Source organism: Methanocaldococcus sp. FS406-22 (assembly GCF_000025525.1).
In the GTDB taxonomy this organism is placed as follows: Archaea; AGJL01; Methanococci; order Methanococcales; family Methanocaldococcaceae; genus Methanocaldococcus.
This window is the reverse complement of the sequence record NC_013887.1, coordinates 1,378,587-1,399,846: the sequence shown is the minus strand read 5'-3', so window position 1 is coordinate 1,399,846 and position 21,260 is coordinate 1,378,587. Positions and strand designations below refer to the sequence as shown.

20 protein-coding genes are annotated in these 21,260 nt (G+C 31.8%); 5 read left to right on the top strand and 15 right to left on the bottom strand.

Annotation, left to right across the window (positions count from 1 at the left end; translation table 11 throughout):
* Nucleotides 1-40 precede the first annotated feature (40 nt).
* The 14 genes from MFS40622_RS07120 to MFS40622_RS07055 all read right to left on the bottom strand — a co-directional run bounded on the left by MFS40622_RS07120 (nucleotide 41) and on the right by MFS40622_RS07055 (nucleotide 13,972).
* Nucleotides 41-775, bottom strand: a complete 735-nt coding sequence (locus tag MFS40622_RS07120; protein WP_012981006.1) for a DUF166 domain-containing protein — start codon at nucleotides 773-775, stop codon at nucleotides 41-43.
* A 176-nt stretch (nucleotides 776-951) separates the two neighbouring features.
* Complete coding sequence (locus MFS40622_RS07115) at nucleotides 952-1,395, bottom strand: hypothetical protein (RefSeq protein WP_012981005.1); 444 nt, start codon at nucleotides 1,393-1,395, stop codon at nucleotides 952-954.
* Nucleotides 1,396-1,415: 20 nt separating this feature from the next.
* Nucleotides 1,416-1,748: a DUF5400 domain-containing protein gene (locus tag MFS40622_RS07110; protein ID WP_012981004.1), complete on the bottom strand. Its 333-nt coding sequence runs from the start codon at nucleotides 1,746-1,748 to the stop codon at nucleotides 1,416-1,418.
* Between the two features lie 13 nt (nucleotides 1,749-1,761).
* Nucleotides 1,762-2,583, bottom strand: a complete 822-nt coding sequence (locus tag MFS40622_RS07105) for a DsrE family protein (RefSeq protein ID WP_012981003.1) — start codon at nucleotides 2,581-2,583, stop codon at nucleotides 1,762-1,764.
* Between the two features lie 121 nt (nucleotides 2,584-2,704).
* A complete protein-coding gene (locus MFS40622_RS07100; RefSeq protein WP_012981002.1) occupies nucleotides 2,705-3,460 on the bottom strand; it encodes a TatD family hydrolase in 756 nt (251 codons plus the stop codon).
* 13 nt (nucleotides 3,461-3,473) lie between these two features.
* Nucleotides 3,474-4,496, bottom strand: coding sequence for a tellurite-resistance/dicarboxylate transporter (gene tdt / locus MFS40622_RS07095; RefSeq protein WP_012981001.1), 1,023 nt, complete (start codon nucleotides 4,494-4,496; stop codon nucleotides 3,474-3,476).
* A gap of 24 nt (nucleotides 4,497-4,520) precedes the next feature.
* Nucleotides 4,521-4,889, bottom strand: a complete 369-nt coding sequence (locus MFS40622_RS07090) for a hypothetical protein (RefSeq protein ID WP_012981000.1) — start codon at nucleotides 4,887-4,889, stop codon at nucleotides 4,521-4,523.
* Nucleotides 4,890-4,900: 11 nt separating this feature from the next.
* Nucleotides 4,901-5,251: a cupin domain-containing protein gene (locus MFS40622_RS07085; RefSeq protein WP_012980999.1), complete on the bottom strand. Its 351-nt coding sequence runs from the start codon at nucleotides 5,249-5,251 to the stop codon at nucleotides 4,901-4,903.
* A gap of 42 nt (nucleotides 5,252-5,293) precedes the next feature.
* A complete protein-coding gene (gene hcp, locus MFS40622_RS07080) occupies nucleotides 5,294-6,940 on the bottom strand; it encodes a hydroxylamine reductase (protein ID WP_012980998.1) in 1,647 nt (548 codons plus the stop codon).
* Between the two features lie 259 nt (nucleotides 6,941-7,199).
* Entirely contained in the window at nucleotides 7,200-7,520 is a 321-nt protein-coding gene (locus MFS40622_RS07075) for a CGGC domain-containing protein (protein WP_048197507.1), read from the bottom strand.
* A 238-nt stretch (nucleotides 7,521-7,758) separates the two neighbouring features.
* Nucleotides 7,759-9,627, bottom strand: a complete 1,869-nt coding sequence (fsr, locus tag MFS40622_RS07070) for a coenzyme F420-dependent sulfite reductase (protein ID WP_048197506.1) — start codon at nucleotides 9,625-9,627, stop codon at nucleotides 7,759-7,761.
* Between the two features lies 1 nt (nucleotide 9,628).
* Nucleotides 9,629-11,665 (bottom strand): molybdopterin oxidoreductase family protein, encoded by a 2,037-nt coding sequence (locus MFS40622_RS07065; protein WP_012980995.1) that lies wholly within the window; start codon nucleotides 11,663-11,665, stop codon nucleotides 9,629-9,631.
* A gap of 64 nt (nucleotides 11,666-11,729) precedes the next feature.
* Nucleotides 11,730-13,175, bottom strand: a complete 1,446-nt coding sequence (locus MFS40622_RS07060; protein WP_012980994.1) for a NarK/NasA family nitrate transporter — start codon at nucleotides 13,173-13,175, stop codon at nucleotides 11,730-11,732.
* Between the two features lie 389 nt (nucleotides 13,176-13,564).
* Entirely contained in the window at nucleotides 13,565-13,972 is a 408-nt protein-coding gene (locus tag MFS40622_RS07055) for a CopG family ribbon-helix-helix protein (RefSeq protein ID WP_012980993.1), read from the bottom strand.
* 256 nt (nucleotides 13,973-14,228) lie between these two features.
* Here MFS40622_RS07055 and MFS40622_RS07050 point away from each other — a divergent pair, with 256 nt between their 5' ends.
* The 5 genes from MFS40622_RS07050 to MFS40622_RS07030 all read left to right on the top strand — a co-directional run bounded on the left by MFS40622_RS07050 (nucleotide 14,229) and on the right by MFS40622_RS07030 (nucleotide 19,699).
* The gene (locus MFS40622_RS07050) at nucleotides 14,229-14,978 is read left to right on the top strand and encodes a coenzyme F420-0:L-glutamate ligase (protein WP_012980992.1); all 750 of its coding nucleotides are present in this window, start codon (nucleotides 14,229-14,231) and stop codon (nucleotides 14,976-14,978) included.
* A 131-nt stretch (nucleotides 14,979-15,109) separates the two neighbouring features.
* Complete coding sequence (locus MFS40622_RS07045) at nucleotides 15,110-16,720, top strand: M48 family metalloprotease (RefSeq protein ID WP_012980991.1); 1,611 nt, start codon at nucleotides 15,110-15,112, stop codon at nucleotides 16,718-16,720.
* A 6-nt stretch (nucleotides 16,721-16,726) separates the two neighbouring features.
* Nucleotides 16,727-17,956, top strand: coding sequence for a M48 family metallopeptidase (locus MFS40622_RS07040; protein ID WP_012980990.1), 1,230 nt, complete (start codon nucleotides 16,727-16,729; stop codon nucleotides 17,954-17,956).
* Nucleotides 17,949-18,641 carry a precorrin-2 C(20)-methyltransferase gene (gene cobI, locus MFS40622_RS07035; RefSeq protein ID WP_012980989.1) on the top strand — a complete coding sequence of 231 codons (693 nt, stop codon included), beginning with the start codon at nucleotides 17,949-17,951 and terminating at the stop codon, nucleotides 18,639-18,641. Before MFS40622_RS07040 ends, cobI begins: the two co-directional genes overlap by 8 nt.
* The gene (locus MFS40622_RS07030) at nucleotides 18,638-19,699 is read left to right on the top strand and encodes a hypothetical protein (protein WP_012980988.1); all 1,062 of its coding nucleotides are present in this window, start codon (nucleotides 18,638-18,640) and stop codon (nucleotides 19,697-19,699) included. The genes cobI and MFS40622_RS07030 overlap by 4 nt, the downstream gene beginning before the upstream one ends.
* Nucleotides 19,700-20,220: 521 nt before the next feature.
* Here the strand turns inward: MFS40622_RS07030 and MFS40622_RS07025 are convergent.
* The gene (locus MFS40622_RS07025; RefSeq protein WP_012980987.1) at nucleotides 20,221-20,748 is read right to left on the bottom strand and encodes a hypothetical protein; all 528 of its coding nucleotides are present in this window, start codon (nucleotides 20,746-20,748) and stop codon (nucleotides 20,221-20,223) included.
* Between the last annotated feature and the right edge of the window lie 512 nt (nucleotides 20,749-21,260).

Sequence of the window (21,260 nt, the reverse complement as noted above, 5' to 3'; positions counted from 1 at the left end):
CTAAGTTGTGAAAATTATTGCACAACCATAAAAATTTAAATTATCTTTTAAGAGCATTTTCAACTGCCTTAATTGCAATATACCCAGCCTTATGTAAAATAGTATCTCCCAACTCTTTATCTATCTCCATACTTGCTAAACATGGATAGTTGTGGTGGGCATTTGCTATCTCTTCCTTTAAATCATCTATAGCCTTTCCTTTCAACCTCTTAGCTATATAATATGTCTCTCCACAAGGAGCAGAGATTTTAACCTTAACATCTTTAATAATGCCATTTTCAACTTCTATCTCTAACTCTGGTTTTCCTATCTTAAAGTAATCGATAAATTTATTTATATATTCATTGCCCTCTCTCCTCTCTAATGAACAGAACGGTTTCGGGTTTTCGAACTCAATATTATACTCACTGCAGACTCTCTTTAAATCCCTCCTCAATGCTAAGGATAAATCATGAGGAGTTTCAGAAGGAACAATTAAAGCTTTATACCCTTTTTCTTTTAACAATAGAGGAAGTTCATACAACAAATCCTCATGGAGTTGGGCAACACAAACATCTGCCTCTGGAAGTTCTGGAAGATAGTCGTAGGGATTATCAACAAATTCTTCATAAACTTCATCAATTACGATATTTTTCACACTATCCTTAAAACTCCAGTTTCCTCTGCAGTTATAGCAGTCATCACAAATTCTACAGAAATCTGGCTCATTCAAAAGGTTTTTATAAAATTTCTCCATTCTTTGATTATTTTTGTGATAAATAAATACTGCCTTCATATAATTCACCGTAATAATTAGAACTATAAGTGTTTTTCAAAACTTATTAAAAGTTATAAGGAATATTTGAACGTCTTCCCAAAGGAAGGCGTCCATTAATACCTTAGTTATTCCAATGTATTTTGAAAAATACTATAAAAAGACTTCCATATCTTTTTTATAGTGAATAGAACATTTTAAACTTTTTTAAATATTAGTTTTATTTTTTCTTCACTTTCTGGAATTACATCATACAGCATTAATCTACAGTTGTTACTCTCACCATAAATATCTGAAAGTAAATACATAAAAGGACAAACGTATGGTTTTAGATTTTCTTCCATTAATTTTTTAAGGAAAACATCTAATGTAGGCCTTACAACTTCAAATATCACTTTTTTATCATCCTCTATAATATTTAAATCTTCGGACAATCCAAAAGTATCCACAAATAAATTTTTAATTTCTTCATTACTCATCTTTTCTTTCAAAATTCCCAACTCTTTTAAAAATTTAATCATTTCATAAGAAGCCCTTCTACCCAAAACTTTTCCTCCATCGCCCATAACATCAGATATTGCTTTATTTATACCATAATAAAGGGCAGAAACAAATAAGCTATCAATATATTTTTTATTCATATATGCCACCTATTTTAACTTTAGAATAGAGCTAAGTTTCCTAAAGCCAATATAAACAGCATTCCCATCAAAGCTAAGTGGGCAGAATATATCCCAGTATTTTGGAATTGAGTTTTTAATATATTGCATATAGTTGGGCAGACTGTTAGAGGAGTTATTATTTGAAATGCTATTGCTAAATTCCCTATTATATTATTGCTTATAAATAGTGATGCCAAAGTCAATATAAAAGCTATCATTAAAGATGCAAAATGTGGCATCAATCTCATTCCTGTTAACCTAAATGTAGCAAATCCTGAAAGCATTGCTCCAAAAATTACAGATAAAGAGATTAGAGTTATTATTTCATTCATAGTCCCACCCTTTTTATAACCAAACTGGTCTAACGTTTGGCTTTGATAGATAGTTTAGAAATGTTGGTGCTCCAGCAATCTCAAAACCTTCTTCTAAGTTTTTTTCATTAATCCCCCTAAACTCTGCACTCAACTCACAAACATAGATTTTTACTCCTTTCTTCAAAATATCCCTAACTAAATCTCCTAATTTTGGAAATGCTGGATGCTTAACCCTATCACACTCTCCTTTTAAAGCTAAACTTGCCCCATCCATCATTAAGAATATTGTTGGCTTTAAGTTCATCTTTAAGGCAACATCTGCCATCATGAATGTTGCATAGGCCTTTTCAGCATTTCCTGTTCCAGTTGTGTTGATGATGAAGAGTTCATCTATTTTTGTTATTGCTTCTGCTTTTTCTTCTTTCTTCTCCCCCTTCTTAACCAATATTCTGTAAGTTCCATCTCCCTTATCCTCAACTTTTATTATCTCATTGCCCATTCCCTTCAATCCTTCAGTTAAATCAGTTAAGGCATTTTTTCCACAGATAATCTCTAGTATCTCCCCATTTTTCATCTTTGATAGCATACCAGAAACCATCATTATAGGTCCTGGGCATGTAGCTCCAACAACGTTGATAGTTTTATCTGCCTTAATCTCTCCAACATAGATTTTAACTAAATTCCCATCAACTTCATACTTTAGGTTGTATTTTTTCAATAAATTCTCAATGTCTTTTATCTGTTCTTCTCCATCAGTTTCAACAATTAAAATCCCTTCTTTTGTGTCATTTAAAATCATATCTATTAGCAAAGAAGGGCTTCTCAATCCTTTAACCTTAAACTTCCTTATCATTCTTACCACCTATGCCACTATTATACACAACCATTGTATAAAAAATAAATATATTCATGGTTGTGTTATATCTATGAACAATTATTAACACCCATCATATATAAACCTTTCGATTTTGATTTTAAAGTCTATAAAACTCCTTTGCATTCTTATAGGTTGAGGCAATTATTTTATCTTCATCAACATCAATCTTTTTCATATAAAGCCTAGTTCTTGGTAGTGCGTAGACATCTGCCTTCAAACTTCCTAAATCACTGCTTAAAATGAATTTTTTATCATAGTTTTTTATTATCTCTGCCGCTTCTTCATGGCTTATTTTTAATGGTGGCTGAACAGTTAAGCCAACATAAACATCCCTATCAATTAAATCTACTGTCTCCTTATTTATGTGGTCAATCATAACCAAATCATCTTTTATCTTAACCTCATCTAAAATCTTTAAAATCTCAATTAATGCCTCTTTTTTGTTTTTCTCTGGTGTGTGGATAATTATTGGCATGTTATAATCTTTTGCTAAATATAACTGCTCTCTTAAAAGGTTTTTCTCATCCTCTGTTAGATAATGCAGTCCTGTCTCTCCAATAGCTACAACATTCTCATTATCAAAAAATTCTGGAAGTTTTTTTATCAAAACCTCCCAGTTCTTAGGATACCCCATAGGATGAACGCCTAATGCAACCTTAACCTCAACACCAGCCATTTTTCCTCTTTTAACTTCTAAGTTAATCAACCTATCCCAGTGGTCTAAATAAACCTCTGGAACACTCATCTTATATGGGTCGTGAGCACACGTTATAATTGTCTCAATTCCACTCAATGCCATTTTTTCCAAATCCTCAAAGCTCCTAACATCTAAGTGAGTGTGTGCATCTATCATCCTATCACCAAAATTATTTTTCTTTGAATAACTCTCCAGTATATACTTTATTGGTAGTTTTTATTAATGTTACTATCCAGAAGAAGAACAATAGCCAATACAATCCAAAGCCAATGTAATCAACTATCTCAAAACCAAAGATTTTATGAACTAAGTGTGTTGAGGCAATATAAACTCCCAGTGGGAAGATGAATGCCCACCATGACATTGCATAGGGCAATTTTAGCTTTTTAACATAGTAAAGAGTCATGATTATAGCCATTAGACTCCACCACAACCCAAAGCCCCAGAATATAAAAGAAAATATATAAAACGGCTCTTTTATTGTTATGAATGGGGAGTTATTAACCATATTTATCAAAGCAACAATCCCAGCCCCTATCGGTCCTAAGTTAATCCATACAGTCGGAGCCATTGCTGAAGGTAAAGGATGATGTAATATAAACCTATAAATCACCACTGCCAATAATGCCAAGTATAAGAAGAATCCGGCCCCCCAACCGAAGTAGTTGATTATAACTGTTAATTCATGCCAAATTCCAGTCAAATGAGGCATTATCAAACTCCCAGCTATTGGAATAACAATCAAACCAACCGGTGGAATATACCAACCCGGATTAACATGATCTAATTTTATGGTTTCTGACTTAAACATATAAAACGGAACTATCAAACTGAACAAAAACATTCCAACAGCTCCAAGAGACCAGAATATCTTTGCAAAAAACATGTTATTTTTTATTAATATAAAATCAATGCCCAACACAAGCATTGCCACTGCTACAGTAGGGCTAAACGAACTTAAAACTGGATGCTTCAACTCTGCAATCATATTTTTTGGATACTTTACCCATCTCAAAATCCACAACATTAAAAATACAAAAAACAGTAGTATATTAAAATAAAATAGCAAATTTGAGATATTTTTTAGTATTGGTAAGTATTCAGAATAAAACAAACTCGTTACTGCCAAAACACCAGTCCCCATTACTGCCGCAAACCATGACGATTCAAAATTTTTTATATAGTTTTGCATATTTCCACCCATCAAAAAATAATGTTAAAAATTTAGGGGCTTTTTAGTTAAAAAATACAAAAAACTCTCATCGTCAGATAAAGCATGGATAACTGCCTGTCTAACTCCAAAATTAGCCCCCAACTTTTTAGCTAAAAATCTTTCCAATTCAACAGTTTCTTTTAGAATTTCTACAATATCTAAGTTTGTATCAACCTCTGCTTTTATGTTTGGCTTTTCATTGAAATAGACAAGGTATTTTTCATACAAAATCTCCAAATTTTTCATCTCAACTTCAGACAAATCCTTAAAAATTTTGTTATCATACTCTTCAATTGCCTTAAATTTTGAAATCATTGCAATTTTTATCTTATTTTCTAATATTTTGGCTAAGTTTTCTTTTATTTGTTCCATATTCACACACCTTATTCACACTTTATTGGCTCTTCTGGTGCATTTAATTTCTTTGGATGAGGAGCTTTTACTACAAAGAACTCTAATACATCAGAGTTTAAGTTTTGGATTAGCATCTTTACGTTAAATGGGACATATACCATAGTTCCTTCTTTGTAGTTGTGCGGCTCTTGATCTTCCAAAGTTAGAGTCATCTCTCCTCTGATAATTATCAGATGCACGTAGGAGTTTGAATAATGCTTAGGCATCTGCTCTCCTTTTGGCAAAACTATATGGTTGATTTGAACATGCTCGGTATTGACAATTTTTTCAACAACCTTTGTTGTAGCATCTTTCTTAAACTCATAAACTTTTTCTATCATAGTATATCACCCTAAAAATGTTAAAAATTTTTAAAAGAATATTTATCCAACTAATCCCTTAATATCCTCATCAACTGTTGAGATTGTTGAGATTCCAAACTTCTCAACTAAAACTTTTGCCACATTTGGTGATAAGAAAGCCGGCAATGTTGGGCCTAATACAATATCCTTAACTCCTAAGTAAAGCAAAGCCAATAATACAGTAACTGCCTTTTGCTCATACCATGAGATGTTGTAGGCAATTGGAAGTTCATTTATATCATTTAATCCAAAGACATCTTTTAAAGCCAGTGCAATTTTAACTAATGAATAGCTATCATTACACTGTCCAGCATCCAATACCCTTGGAATTCCATCTATATCTCCCAAATCTAACTTAATAAACCTGTATTTTGCACATCCACATGTTAAGATGACTGTATCTTTAGGCAGTTTCTTAGCAAATTCAGTATAATACTCTCTTGTTTTATGTCTTCCATCACATCCAGCCATTACAACGAACTTTCTTATCTTTCCACTTTTAACTGCTTCAACTATCTTATCTGCCAATGCTAAAACTTGGTTATGTGCAAAACCTCCAACAATCTTACCATTTTCAAGTGGTGTTGGTGGCTTGCATCTTTTAGCATGCTCTATAACCTCTGAAAAGTCCTTAGTTCCATCTTCTCTTACTGGAATCCTCTTCAATCCCGGATAGCCAACTTCGTTTGTTACATAAACCCTATCTTTGTATGAATCCTTTGGTGGAACTAAACAGTTTGTTGTCATCACTATTGGGCCGTTGAATTTTTCAAACTCCTCCCTTTGAAATGGCCATGAACCTCCATAATTTCCAACGAAGTGCTCATATTTTTTGAAGAATGGATAATAATGGGCTGGCAACATCTCACAGTGAGTATAAACATCAACTCCTGCATCTTTACTCTGCTCTAATAACTGCTCTAAGTCCTTTAAATCATGCCCACTGATTAATATTCCTGGTCTATCTCTAACTCCCAAATTAACCTCTGTTATCTCTGGATGTCCATAGGTTTCAGTGTTTGCCTTATCTAATAATGCTAATGTTTCTACTGCATACTTTCCAGTTTCCATTGCTAAGTTAAAGAGTTCATCAGCATCTTTACTATCAACGATTTTGGCAAATGCTTTAACTATAAATTTATGGATTTCTTCATTGTTATAGCCAAGATGCATTGCATGGCTTAAATAAGCACCAATTCCTTTAATTCCATAAGTTATGAGTTCTTTTAAAGACCTTATATCCTCATTATCCTCTGCTAAGATGCTAACTTCTTTTGCCTTTGATAATTCTATAATGTCGTTGGTATCATTATAATTCCATGTAGCACAGTGAGGAAGCTCCTCTTTATTTAAATTGGTTTTTTCAATAACTTTTTCCCTCAATTCTACTCCCTTCTTTATCCAATCTATCACATCTTTATCATCAAAATTGACATTTGTGATTGTTACAAATAATGCCTTTGGAATATATTCCATAACTTCATCGTCTAAGTAATCGCCTTTATCACACACATAGCATAAACCTTTTATAGTATAAATCAATAAATCTTGGAGGTTTGCTACAATATCATCCTTTCCACAAACTCCCTTTACTGTGCATCCCTCATTTCTTGCAGCCTCTTGACATTGAAAGCAAAACATTTTCGTTGGTCTTGGAGTGTATTTCATAATTTCACCATCTTAATATTTGCAAAGCATCTTTACAGTATATTTTGGCAAATGCTTTACAGTCAATATTTTCTTTTTCATTATATAAATAGATTTTTAACCTTCTTCTTTTAGAGATATGGACAATTAATGCCCCTTGCTTTGAAAATATTTGATATAATTATTATGAACAAATTGATGTTTATTCTTATTATTTTTATAAAAATATATTTGAATATATAAATATAAAGTATACAAAAATAAAAATAAAATTAAAAACTTAGAAGTGAGAACCCATAACAACCTTTGCCCCCATCTTTTCAATCTCTTCCTTCATTTCTTCAGCATATCTGCACTTTGGTTTAAATGCAGTCATGCATGTTGCAAAATGAACGACCTCTGCACCATTTTTCTCTATTAACTGTTTTATTTGGCTTAATCCCAATCTTCCCGGACATCCTCCACATGTTATTACTGCCAACAATTCAACGTTCTCATAATCTTTGAAGGTATCTTTTTTGTTTAATGCCGCGGCTATACATCCAACTCCTGGACAAGTTTTTGCTGCACTATCACATCTTAAAATTACTATCTTTGTCATAATTTCACCCAACATCTTATTATTTTAGCTTATACTATGCATTAAATAATATAAAAAGATTTTTGACAATTTTAAGTTGAAAAAAGAGATAATTATTGTTATTTCTAATTTCTATTTTGATATAATTTTTATTACTAACACCAATAGCTGTCATAATGGTATCACAAAATTTTAAATTTTTAGTTAAAATAAATAAAAGTAAATAAGATAAACTTTAAATTCTAAAAAGAGACTGAAATTAGGTATTTTTATTTTTCATAAGTGATTTAACTTCTTCTATAAACTTATAATGCCCAACTCTTTCCATTACATGTGGTAATCTCTCCCTTAAAGGCTTTAGTGCATATTTTTCATAAACAGTTAAGACCTTATCAATGAACTCAACTACTTCTTCAGCACTCATTATCCCAACTTTAATTCCTTCAACAACTTCTCTTCCTGTCTTTCCACCAACATAAACTAAAAATCCTTCTTCTTTAACCTCTCTTGCATCATTTGGACACTCTTTTATACACTTACCGCAACCAACACATACGTTGTAGTTGGTGTAAGAGATTTCTCCCCTAACATCAATTGCCTCAACCTTACAAACCTCAGCACATCTTCCACAGCCATTACATTTTTCTTCATTGACAGCTGGGAATTTAACCCCTGCTATTCCAATATCATGCACTTGTGGCCTAACACATCCATTTGGACATCCGCTAATTGCAATCTTAAACTTATATGGAGCTGGCCTTTCTTTAAACTTATCTTCAATGATTTTGGCAAGTTCCGTTGTGTTTATTAAACCACTGCTACAGTTTCCAGCTCCAGGACATGCCAATGTTGCCCTAACTAACGGCCCCTCTGAACCTGTTATGAGTCCTTTTTCTCTCAACCTTAAAACAATGTCTTCCACATCAAATCCACTAATGCCATGAAGTTCATAACCAGCCCTATCAGTTATTTTTATCTTAGCATTGTATTTTTCTGCAATATCTAAGATTTCTTTTATTTCTTCAACAGTGTACCATCCTCCTGGTTTTGCCCTGATTCTTATGAAGTATGTTCCATCTGCTCTCTTTCCAATCCCTCCATAATCAGCAGTCCAGTAGAATGATACTGGTTCGTTATTTTTTCTTCTTCTTTCAACTTCTTCTTTAAATCTTTTTAGCTTTTTCTTTCTCAATTTATCAATAGCCTCAATGTCAACACCTTCTTTTAATTCGACAGCATTTTTGATTTCTTCTCCTTTTTTAGTTCTTATTATAATCGTTGAATATCCATCTGGACTTCCGACACTTCCAATTGAGACGTCTGCAAGTTCAGCATCGAAGTCCCTGCACATCTTACAACCAGAGCAGATTTCAATTTCCTTCAAATCAATCTCTTTCTTCTCCCCATTTACATACACGAGGAGGTTCCCTTTCTTAATATCGAATTTTTCAACATCTTTAATATCTATGCCATACTTTGATAGGACTTCTTTTAAACTGTTGTATTCGAACTTCTCCATACAGAATAATCCAATTAGATATTCTATCTTTGGCAATTTGACTGGTTTTCCATCTCTACCTAATTCAGGGTCATGTTTAGCATGATATGGGAAATACTGCAGTTTTCTTAAACCATTAATCTGGCAAGGCAAACCAACAACAGCCACTTTTTCTAATCCCATCTCTCCAGCCTTTCTTAAAGCATCTAAGGTTGAGACGGTATATTTTGACTTACTCCCCTTTAAAATATCCTTCTCACTCAAAACAATCATTGAGACAGGCTTCCAAAACTCATCTTTTCCAACAACTATCGCCCCATCAATCTTCCCACTCTCTAAGAGGTATTTTAAGAATGCAGTAACAACTCCTCCATCTTGCCCTTCAATATCACTCCTTGCATAATAATATTTCTCCTTAAAATTCTCCCTCAATTTTATCTGATACTTCCCAGAAGAGACCCTTGGACAGACCTCAAAACACATCCCATTACCTTTTCTTAAGCATTCTTCCTCAATGTATGGCTTATTATCAAACTTTACCAAGTTGTTTGGACATACAATTGCACAAGTTGAACATTTAGCACACTGATTTGTTTCAACTATAACCTCATTTAGTTTCCACTCCATCATCTCACCCCTTCACAACTTTAACCTTTGAAAACTTAAGTTCTGGCTCTTTTGAGAATGGATCTATGGCATCTGTTGTAACAAGATTTGCTGGAGAATCACAAAACTCCAAACCATAGCCAAATGGTGTAAATAGATGTCTTCTTTTTATTTCTCCAAATTTCACAACTCTTCTAATTTTTCCCCTTTCAGATTCTATTGTTACTATATCTCCCTCATTAATTCCTAATTCCTTGGCATCTTCAGGATTCATGAGGACATAGGGAGTTTCTTCCCCTTTTAGCAGTTCTTTAACCTTTCCGGTTCTTGTCATTGTGTGCCACTGCTTTCTAACCCTTCCAGTTATCAGAATGAAATCCCCCTCTTTCTTAACATCTTCTGGCTCTTTGTATTTTGCAGGGTTAAATATTGCCTTTCCAGAGGGTGTTGGGAATTTTAAGTCCTTGTATAAATGCTTCCCTCCCCATCTTTTTGGTAAATCTTCATATTCAAAGTCAGAAATATCACACAACCTCCCTTTAGTGGCCTTCTTATACTCATCAAATATTTCTCTTGAGTTTTTGTATGGAAAGAGCTTTTCTCCACCCATTCTTTGAGCTAACTCAACAAATATCTGCCATTCAAATTTGGCATTTTTTGGTGGTTCTCTAAACTTTCTGCAGAGTGTTACTGTCCTATCTCCACCAGTCATAACTCCTTCTTCCTCTCCCCAGTGTGTTGCTGGCAATATAAGGTTTGCAAATTGCATGGTGTCTGTGTAATATGCATCTTGAACTACAACAAAGACATCATCTTTTTCCAAGGCCTTTTTGAATTTATTTAAATTTGGCATTGATACTGCAGGATTTGTGCAAACAATCCAAAGGAATTTAATTTCTCCCTCTAATATCTTATCTATTGCCTCTGTTATACTACATCCTGGTTTATCCTTTATTTTACCCCTCTCAATCCCCCAGAAATCTTCAATAAACTCCCTATCTTCTTTATTTCTAACATCTCTATAGCCAGGAAGTCCATTTGATAGATAGCCAACCTCTCTCCCACCCATTGCATTTGACTGCCCAGTTAATGAGAATGGACATCCTCTATCGTTCAATCTCCCAGTTGCAAGATGAAGGTTTATTATTGCAAGTGCCTTCATAGTCCCATTTGTTGATTGATTAACCCCCATAGTCCAAAAGCTAATGAGTTTTTTCTTTTTAGCAAAGAGTTCAGCAATATAATAGATATCTTTCTCATCTACTTCACAAATTTCTGCTGCTACTTTTGGTGGATATTTTTTTGCCTCCTCGATGGCCTCTTCAAACCCTTCAGTGTAGTTTTTTATAAACTCCCAATCTATCCAGTTGTTTTCATAAAGCACATACAACACACTATTTAAGAAAACCACATCAGTCCCAGCCTTTATAGGAATCCATTTATCACTTTTTTTAGCTGTTTCTGTGCAATTTGGGTCTATGGTTACAATTGTTACATCATCTTCCTTTTTTCTCTTTAAAATTCTGCTAAATAACCCAGGATGAGCCCATGCAACATTTGAACCTATGAATATAAAGCAATCAGCATCATCTATGTCATCATAGCATCCCGGAATTCCATCAGAACCAAATGCAAGCTTGTAGGCAGCAACTGCAGTAGCAACACATAATCTTGAATTTGAATCAACGTTGTTTGTTCCAATAAATCCCTTTGCAAATTTGTTTATAACATAGATATCCTCTGTTAATAACTGTCCTGATAGGTAGAAATACACTTCATCTGGAGATAAGCTTTCCAACTTTTCTTTTAATATTTTATAGGCTAAATCCCAATCAATTTCTTTAAAATCTTCTTTCTTTGACTCTCTGTAAAGAACTTTATCCACTCTCCCAACATCCAAGGCCTTTGGAAGATGAACTGCCTTTATACAAACACTTCCCTTTGTTGCTGGATGCTCTTTATCTCCTCTCACTTTTATGTTGCCATTCTCATCTATAATAACCTCTAAACCGCAACCAGTCCCACAAAATGGACACTGTGTTTTTATTATTTTTTTATTCATAATCAGCACCTTTAAATTTTATAAAATTTTAAATTGAGATTTTGTGAAGAAAAATAATTAAAATTTAAGGGTTTTGTTTTTTAAACTGAAGAACTGGAATTTCACTTGTTGCAACCTGTGAGATTGGTCTATCATCCTCCTCATGCCCAACATATCCCCATTGCATGTATTCATGTTTCAACATCCACAAGACACCTAAGGCAATTAATGCAATTGTTCCAAATATTAAGTATCCAGGACCGTAAGAACCGGTAAACTCTTTTGCCAATCCCATTGTTGAAGAGAGGTAAAATCCTCCAACTCCTCCAGCTGCACCAATTAAACCAGTAGCCATTCCTGTAGCTCTTGGCCATCTCAATGGAACTAACTGGAATACAGCCCCATTACCAATTCCAAATGATAAGAACAATCCCCAAAGTAAAGGAATTCCAATTATTGCGGGAGGTATTGTAAATCCAAGTAAGTAATCAAATGTTGCAATTGCCGCAAATACTGCCAATAAAACCTTAACTCCTCCAATTTTATCTGCAATCCATCCACCAACAGGTCTTATAATTGCTCCGCTAAATGATAGGAGAGACATCAACATACCACAAGTAACTGGGTCAAAGCCATACTGCCCATTTAATATGAATGCAACTGAACCTGACATTCCTACGAATCCTCCAAAGGTTATTGCATAGAATAGCATGAACACCCAAGGGTCTCTCTTTTTGAGGGCATTTCTGTAATCTTTTGATAATAGCATGATAGATATTGCCCCAACAATTACTGGCAGTAACAACAATCCAAATTTACCACTAATTCCAAGAATTCCACTGTACAACATCAAAGTAACAACTATAAATGAGACAAATGTTACAATAAAGTTGAATATTGCATGATTTCTTAACTCTGGTCTCTTTGGTGAGCTATCCTTAATCCATGCCCAACACAGCACAAATGAAATTGCCAAGAATACCAATGCTACTAAAGCAGCAGTTCTCCATCCATAGGTCTCTGCAATTGGTGGGAAGATTAAACCATCCATCATTGCCCCTAAGTTACCTGCTGCTGCTAATCCCAAAACAAGCCCTTGATATTTCTTTGGGTAGTTACTCCCTGCCATTGGTAGAGCAATAGCAAAGCTTGCCCCTCCAATACCTAAAAATGCCCCAAGGATAAGAAGGGTTGTATAGTTTATTGGAAACAGATTTACAAACAAGATTGGTAGTGCAGATAATATAATTCCCATCATTGCAACGTATTTTCCATTTATTGCCTGATACATGTAACCAAATGGAATTCTAAACAATGCAGCAGCTAATATAGGAACTGCAACCATGAATCCCTTCTCTGCTGGTGATAAACCAAGCTCTTGAGCTATAAACAACCCTAAAGCAGGACCAAATAATAACCAAACCATGAAACCAGTGTCAAAGTATAACAATGAGGCAATTAATGTCTTTATGTCTCCACTTTTCAGTGCTTCAATGATTCCAACTTTCTTTTTTTGTTTTAACTCTGCCATTATATTCACCTCTTTGGATGATATGGTAATTATTAATATTAGGAATCCTATATCCTAAGATATAGGAAGCCTATTTCCTACCTAAAGTAAATGAATTTTAACTACCACGGGATAAATATTAGACGAAGTTCGTATAATATAGAGACGATAATCGTAAAATATACATTGAATATATGTTGAATATATGTCGATGTATTTGGTATTCTTAGCCATATATCGGTAAAAGGCTTCCGACTAGTTGTTAATCAAGAATATAATATAAAAAGTTTTTTGCGAAATTTAATCAGAAAAGAGATATAATTATCACATCAAAATAACTAAAACTAAGCCATAATTATTATGAAGAATTGTAAAATTAGTAATATCAAAATATATAAAATATATAAAGTTTAGAAAACAATGGCCTTATCGTAAATCTTACCATCAATCTTTGAAATTTCATCATAGAACTTTGATACATCCTTAGAGTTACCCTCAACAACAAAAATCTCTACTTTTGCATTCTTTCCGCAAGATGTTGTTACATAAGCTTGATTCAAAGATTTTATAACTTTATTGTATTCAAAATATAGCTTACTCATCCTTTCTAATGATTCTTTTGTTGGGTTATAAACAACAATTATGATTCCACTAACAGTTTCATTTTTATCCAATGGATTACTCTCCAACACATACTTTCTCACGGCATCCCTTATTAGCTCACTCCTACTTGAATATCCCTTTCTTTTAACAACTTCATCAATCTCTTTTAAGAGAAATTTTGGAAACGATATGCTGATTCTTTCAACATTAACCATAATATCACTATTATGACTTTAGAGGTATCATCGAGCGAAGCGAGATGAGCAATAAAATCCGAAGGATTTCATCTAATCATCGAGCGAAGCGAGGTGATGCATCCTTGGGTATACCAATAGGGCGAAGCCCTATGGTTAGGGAATGATATACTAATCCTTTCAACATTAACCATGATATCACAATAAAAAACTATTTCTATACTAACTTAAAACCTTTATTGTAGATTCTAAATAACCTATAAAAGGATGTGGTAAGATGATTAAAGAAAAAAGAAAAGTAGAGGTTATTGGCTTAGAACTCCCAATTTTTAAAGGAAATGAAAAGATAAACCTATCTGAAATAATAGCCCAATATCCAATTGAAGATGGAGATATTATTGTGATAGCTGAAACTCTAATATCAAAATTAGAGGGAAATGTTATAGATAGAGATAAAATAATCCCCTCAAAGGAGGCAATTGAATTAGCCAAAAAAACTGGAAAAGACCCAAAGGTTGTGCAAGTTATATTAGATGAGGCAAAAGAAATAGTCAAAGTTGGAAAAAACTTCATTATAACAGAAACAAAACATGGTTTTGTGTGTGCCAACAGTGGAGTGGATGAAAGCAACGTATATAAGGGCATAAAAATTCTGCCAAAAAATCCAGATGAAAGTGCTGAAAGAATAAGGAGAGAGATTGAAAAGCTAACTGGAAAGAGAGTGGGAGTTATAATATCAGATAGCGTTGGAAGGCCTTTTAGGAAAGGAGCTGTTGGAATAGCAATTGGAGTTAGTGGAATTATAGCTTTATGGGATAGAAAGGGGGAGAAAGATTTATTTGGAAGAGAACTAAAGACAACAGAAGTTGCTATTGCTGATGAGTTGGCAAGTATGGCAAATGTTGTTATGGGAGAAGCTAATGAGGGCATCCCAGTTGTGATAATTAGAGGGGTTAATGTGCCTTTTGGTGATGGGAAAGGAAAGGATTTAATTAGACCTAAGGAAGAAGATGTATTTAGGCAGTAATTTTTTAGTTATTTAGTTATAATCTAAAAATCAGCTATTTTCTTAGATCTTTTATGGCTCTTATAATTGCTAAAACTTTATATACATTTTTGATTTTTTAATATCCATATTAAATAAATTTAGGTGGGAATATGAAGAAAGTTCTATACTTTTTATTAGCTATATTGTTTGTGATTAGTTATAATTTTGGGATTAATGTTAGTGTAGATATTGATAATTACGGATGGATAAAAATCAGTTGTGAGAAGAATATTTCTGAAGATATAAAGAACTTAAGTTACTTAGATATTTATAAGTTTAAAAAAGATAATATCTACAAATTCAACCTAAAAGTGCCATTAGACAAAGAGCACAATCAACTAACTTACAACCTATCACCAATTGGAAATTTTAAACTAAATAAAGTTGAATCGTCTGGTTTTTTAAAAATAGATAGTTATAATGTAAAAAATGGAGTTATTAAGGTTAAATATTCCTACAATTACTTTTCAATAGCCCTTATGATATTTGGACTCTTAGCAATAATAGGAGGAATTGCCTATTATACCAAATATTTAAATAAATTGTTTAAAAATAATGCTACCTCAATATATGAAAAATCAAAGATTATGAAAAAATACATCATCTCAATGACGTTATATTCATTGTATATCGTTGGAATCTTTATATCTCTAATGATATTATGTGATAGCCCTTCATTCATCTCCTACATCCTAAACATTGACATAGAAATGTCCCTAATAATCTATATAATCCCCATGTTTGTTGCAGTATTTTTGCCACCAATATTATCGGCAAAAAACATGGTTAAATGTTTCTCTACAAAAAATAAAGATGAATTAGAAAAAGAATTGAAAAAATCTCCACTAACAATGAGCATTCTCTTTATATTAATGTTTGCTCCAGTGATTATAATATTCCTAATGATTATATCCGATATTCCAGAGTTAATAATAAGCCCATTTAAAAATGAATTTTATAAACTTCCAACGCCCCTAAGAGTTGCATTTTGGATAACATTCTATTACTTTATTGGAATAGCATTTTCTAAGATAACAAAGCCAATATTAAAAATATTAAAAATCTCAAAGCCTATAAGAGATGAAGAAGAATTAAATAAAGTTAAAGAGATTGTTGATGAAATATCTAAAAAATTGAAAGTCAAACCATTCAAAAAGATAGAAATCTTCAATAGTGATGTAGCAAATGCATTAGTTGAGGGATTATTTAGGGAGAAGTTAGTTTTAACCTCAAAATTATTAAAGATATTGTCAGAGGAGGAGTTGAAAGCAGTTATTGCCCACGAATTAGCACATAAAAAAAGAACTCATATAAAAATTGGATTTGTTGGATTCATAATCATTGGAGCAGTTATCTACTCAATAGCAATCTATCTATTGAACAGTATTAACTTTGAAGGCTTAACAATATTTATGGGAATATTTTTGTTTGCATATACTTTAGATTATCTTATCTGCAGATACATCTCTCGAAAAATCGAAAAAGATGCTGATTTATTGGCTACAAAGGTAGTTGAACCAAAAACATATATTAAGGCATTATCCAAAATACACTTTGCTTCATACATGCCAAAAGAAGGAGTTTTAAACATTCTTATGACTCATCCCTCTTTAAAAGATAGAGTAAAATACATTCAAAAAGAGTTTAATATTCCAGATGAAGAAGTGGAGAAAATTATGGATGAAGCTTATGAAGAGGTTGAAGAACTACAGAAAAGGTAAGGTAGTATGGAAAATGCAATATTAGGGCTAAGCTTATTTATTTTATTCCCAATAATTGGATGTTTGATAATATTGCTGTATCTAAAAAGAATCCTTAAAGAAAAACCAAAATCATTAAGGGAAAAAATCAATAGAAACAAAAAATTTGGGATTGTTTATTTGATATATGTTTTAATATGTGCAGTTTTACTTATAATATCATTTATATTTTACAATTTGTCAGAACTATTAGCATATCTGCTTAATATCTCTGAATTTGTTTCTATATGCTTAATAATTGTGTGGTTTATTATTGTAGCATTCATCCCAATGATTTTAGCTATTCTATATATTATAAAACAATACACAGAGATTGAAACAAAAAAACTGTTAATGTTTGCTGGAATACTAATTGGAGTTTTTACTCTACCACTAATCATTGGATACCTTACGTATTTCTATGTATGTGATAAAATCTTAGAATTCTTTGGAAACTATCTATCTAAAATTCCAATACCAATAAACATAGCATTTTGGTTAATTGTAGCAGCTATTGTTTTTTATTCTGCTGAAAAACTTATAGATATTATTATATTAAAACCAAAGTATGTTGAAAATTATGAGATTGTTGAGATGGTTGATGAATTAATCAAAAAACTCAATACAAAGCCATTTAAAGAAATTAAAGTAGAAAACAGTCCTATAGCAAACGCAGAGGTTTCTGGATTGTTTAATGAAAAACTAACCATTACCATAAAATTGATAAAAATACTATCAAAAGAGGAGTTAAAATCAATAATTGCCCATGAAATAGCCCATAAAAAGAAACAACATATAAAAATAGGACTTTTTGAATGGTTTGTTATTGGTATTATTGTATTTAGTGGATTATCTTACTCTCTCAAATTTTTTAATAAGTTGTTTGGAAACATTGGATTTATTTGGATTGGACTATTTATGTGTGCTTATTTTTTAGATATAGTTATTGATAGGCATCTATCAAAGAAAAAAGAGATAGAGGCAGATATAATTGCCTCAAAAATCACAAATCCAAAGACATTTATTAAAGCTTTAGCAAAAATTCATTATGCAAATCATATGCCTGAAGATGGGATTTTTAACTTAATCTCAACTCATCCCTCACTAATGAAAAGAATAAAATACATCCAAAAGGAGTTTAATATTCCAGATGAAGAAGTGGAGAAAATTATGGATGAAGCTTATGAAGAAATAGAAAAACTACAAAAAGGTGAATAAATTGGTAAAAAAGGTTTATGGTGTTGGTGTAGGAGTTGGAGATAAAAAGCTATTAACCTTAAAGGCATTAGAAGTTTTAAAAAAAGTAGATAAAATCTTTGTCCCGATATCCAAAGAAGGGAAGAAATCCATTGCCTACGAGATTATAAAGGATTATGTTAATGATAAGGAAGTAGAGGAGCTTTTATTCCCAATGATTAAAGATAAAGAGAAGTTAAAAAAATACTGGGAAACTGCCTTAGAAAAAGTTTTGAAAGAAGATGGAGAAGTTGCTATAATAACCATTGGGGACCCAACGTTGTATAGCACATTCTCCTATGTTTGGAAGCTTTTAAAAGAGAATGGAGTTGAGGTAGAAATAATCAATGGCATTTCATCAATATTTGCCTCTGCAGCTGCTTTAAACGTGCCATTAGTTGAGGGAGATGAAAAGCTCTGCATTCTTCCTCAAGGAAAGGATTTAGAGAAATACATTGATGAATTTGATACCATAATTATAATGAAGACAAAGAATTTAAAGGAGAAGTTAGTAACTATTAGGGACAGAGATGATTATATAATTGGTTTAGTAAAGAGAGCCACTTTTGAAGATGAAAAGATAGCTATTGGTAAATTAAATGAGATAGATTTTGATGAATTTAATGATTATCTCTCATTAGCTATAATAAAGAGGGTTAAGAAATGAAAATTATAAAGGCAGTTCCAGAAGAGTTTTTAAATGGATTGTATTTAATTCCAACAGATAGAGGGAATTTGTTAGAGTTGGATGAAAATGGAAGTTTTGAGATAGCCAATAATATACCAATAATTAGGGTCTTAGCAACACCAAATTTAAAAAAGACGATAGCAAAGATTGTTTATCAAATTAAAGATAGCTATTATTTATTTAGAGAGTATGAAAACGCCAATTGGCTAAAAAATCTCTTGGAATATATGAACAAAAAAATTGAGTTTGATAAATACTACAGAGCTAAGAAGGCATGGTATAGAGGGATTGGGGACTTATTTGGGAATATAAGAAAATGGGACTTTAAAAAAGTTATTGGAAAAACCACCTCATTACTAAAAGTTTTAAATCCAATAGTTGTTTTTGATATTCATGATGTTAGGAAATGGCATTATAATAAAAGCTTTATAAGGTTTATTAAAATATTGAGGGAAAATAACATAAGTATTGTGTTAAGGTATCCAATTGAATGTCATGAATTAATCAGAAAGATTTTTCCAGAAGGCATTTTAAATGTAAAGGCAACAATAAAATACTTCGCAAAGATTCATGGCTATTATATAGGAAATAAGGTTGCAGAATATCTCCTAAACATAACTAATGGAAACTTAGAAACAATATATTTAATACTAAAACACTCAAAAAGAGACATAAAGAACCTTAGAGAGCTGAAAATTCCTTGGCTTAAGATTCTCCCATATATAGTTGATTCGAAATATCGAAAGTTGGTTGAGGTTATAGTGGAGTTAAGGAAGTTCAAAGTTGAAGATGTAACCTATAAAGTTAATTACAAGTTATCAACCCTATACAGATACTTAGATGAATTGGTAGAGTTAGGAATATTAACAAAAATAAAACATAGAGGCAAGGTAAGATTTAAAATAAGATTAAACAGAAGCATACTCTTAAATCTCCTCAAGAAATCTAAAAACAATTATCCACACTGGTTTTCTATTTTCTTGTTAGATAGCATACCTTGGGATATGCGGATTTTCGAGTTTTCGAGGAGTATATAAAGCTAAGATTAATCCCACTCAACTTGAGGATAGTATTAACATTTATTAGTTGTGCAAAGTTATGACAAAACCTTGTTTTCTTTTTTGACATATAGTTAATATTTTAAGAAATCCAACTTAAATATCAATCTCTTAAAAGGTTTTCGAGTTTTCGAGTTGCATGTATGTATATGTGAAAAAAATTTATCCAATTCAAAAAATGGTTGTGATTATCACAAGCACAACCATTATATTATTATATTTTTTTTCTCAATATAAGTTAAAATAATAAAAATTCTTTTGTTTATATTTTAATATAATATATTATAAAATATTTTTAAAAAATAATGTTAAAAAACTGTTATTTTTAAAAATAAAAATAAAAAAACCACAATTAACGCTAAAACTCTAATATTAACAGTTTGTTATACAAAATAAGATATAATTCCCACTATCTTAATTTTGCGATAATTAGTTCTTCAGAAAAATCTGTCTCAATTATTGACCATATACATACATGCAACTCGAAAACTCGAAATTTGTTAATCTTGATTTTTCAATGTTTTATACAACCGTTTCAGATAATCGATGTGTTTGCATGTATCACTTTGACAGATAACACACCACCACTGCCCTTTATTGCTTCTAAAAACGTCTCCTAAATGTTCTCCATTAGAATCAAAGAACGAAAATATCATTCCTCCCAATTTATCTTCTCTCCATCTTATTTCGAACCCTATTCTATCCACTGGGTAATACTTAGTGGCAATTTTCTTTTTAGGTAATTGTTCGAAAACACTCGAAAAACTCAAATCGAATATTTCTGGGGCTAATCTTTTTAATACCGCTAATCCTTTTGATGTAAAAGAATATAACACCTTATGCCCTGCCCTTTCTCTTTTCATTACATTTAAAGCTGAGCATAGCCTTAAAAAAGAGCTTGCTAATCCTTTTGATATATTTAAATTTTCTGCGAGTGATTGAGGATAGGTTGTGCCACGTATTAACACATAATGTAAAATTGCCTTTCTAAATATGGTAGATACTATTTCATAAGGCAATCTTTCCATCTTTCACACCTTTTTGATTAGAGGTTGTTATTTTTATAATGTTTGTTTTATGCATACTCAGTTATATTTATTTTAATCATTTATAAACCTTTTGATTCATGAGATAGATTTATCCCTTAATTTTTAGTTGCAGTATTACTAACATTTTGAGGATTTTTGTCATTACGTATGTTTTGATGGAACATTTATTTATTTATTTCTCTTTAATAATTGTTAATTGTTTTTCTTTATTAATGTTGGGTAGTTTTTATATAATGTTAATTAAATAAAAATTTTTGATTCATAGTTTTTTACTAATTATAAGTTTTGATTCATGATATTTTATTTTTAATGTGTTTTAATAATTCTCATGAGAAAAATTAAAATTAACTTTATTTCATTAGAATAGTATATATACTATGTTTATTTTTATTCAAGTTTATTTCTGAAAATGATAGGTTCTTATTTTATACAAGATATTATTTGATTCATAATATTTTTTAATTTTATTGTTTGATTCACAATATTTTTTA

Bases quoted from the DNA above. Each gene is read 5' to 3' on its own strand.
- hcp (WP_012980998.1), bottom strand. From the start codon at position 6,940: ATGAAATACACTCCAAGACCAACGAAAATGTTTTGCTTTCAATGTCAA.
- MFS40622_RS07075 (WP_048197507.1), bottom strand. From the start codon at position 7,520: ATGACAAAGATAGTAATTTTAAGATGTGATAGTGCAGCAAAAACTTGT.
- MFS40622_RS07065 (WP_012980995.1), bottom strand. From the start codon at position 11,665: ATGAATAAAAAAATAATAAAAACACAGTGTCCATTTTGTGGGACTGGT.
- fsr (WP_048197506.1), bottom strand. From the start codon at position 9,627: ATGATGGAGTGGAAACTAAATGAGGTTATAGTTGAAACAAATCAGTGT.
- MFS40622_RS07040 (WP_012980990.1), top strand. From the start codon at position 16,727: ATGGAAAATGCAATATTAGGGCTAAGCTTATTTATTTTATTCCCAATA.
- MFS40622_RS07055 (WP_012980993.1), bottom strand. From the start codon at position 13,972: ATGGTTAATGTTGAAAGAATCAGCATATCGTTTCCAAAATTTCTCTTA.
- MFS40622_RS07030 (WP_012980988.1), top strand. From the start codon at position 18,638: ATGAAAATTATAAAGGCAGTTCCAGAAGAGTTTTTAAATGGATTGTAT.
- MFS40622_RS07110 (WP_012981004.1), bottom strand. From the start codon at position 1,748: ATGAATGAAATAATAACTCTAATCTCTTTATCTGTAATTTTTGGAGCA.
- MFS40622_RS07060 (WP_012980994.1), bottom strand. From the start codon at position 13,175: ATGGCAGAGTTAAAACAAAAAAAGAAAGTTGGAATCATTGAAGCACTG.
- MFS40622_RS07045 (WP_012980991.1), top strand. From the start codon at position 15,110: ATGAAGAAAGTTCTATACTTTTTATTAGCTATATTGTTTGTGATTAGT.
- MFS40622_RS07100 (WP_012981002.1), bottom strand. From the start codon at position 3,460: ATGATAGATGCACACACTCACTTAGATGTTAGGAGCTTTGAGGATTTG.
- MFS40622_RS07085 (WP_012980999.1), bottom strand. From the start codon at position 5,251: ATGATAGAAAAAGTTTATGAGTTTAAGAAAGATGCTACAACAAAGGTT.
- tdt (WP_012981001.1), bottom strand. From the start codon at position 4,496: ATGCAAAACTATATAAAAAATTTTGAATCGTCATGGTTTGCGGCAGTA.
- MFS40622_RS07025 (WP_012980987.1), bottom strand. From the start codon at position 20,748: ATGGAAAGATTGCCTTATGAAATAGTATCTACCATATTTAGAAAGGCA.
- MFS40622_RS07105 (WP_012981003.1), bottom strand. From the start codon at position 2,583: ATGATAAGGAAGTTTAAGGTTAAAGGATTGAGAAGCCCTTCTTTGCTA.
- MFS40622_RS07120 (WP_012981006.1), bottom strand. From the start codon at position 775: ATGAAGGCAGTATTTATTTATCACAAAAATAATCAAAGAATGGAGAAA.
- MFS40622_RS07050 (WP_012980992.1), top strand. From the start codon at position 14,229: ATGATTAAAGAAAAAAGAAAAGTAGAGGTTATTGGCTTAGAACTCCCA.
- MFS40622_RS07115 (WP_012981005.1), bottom strand. From the start codon at position 1,395: ATGAATAAAAAATATATTGATAGCTTATTTGTTTCTGCCCTTTATTAT.
- MFS40622_RS07090 (WP_012981000.1), bottom strand. From the start codon at position 4,889: ATGGAACAAATAAAAGAAAACTTAGCCAAAATATTAGAAAATAAGATA.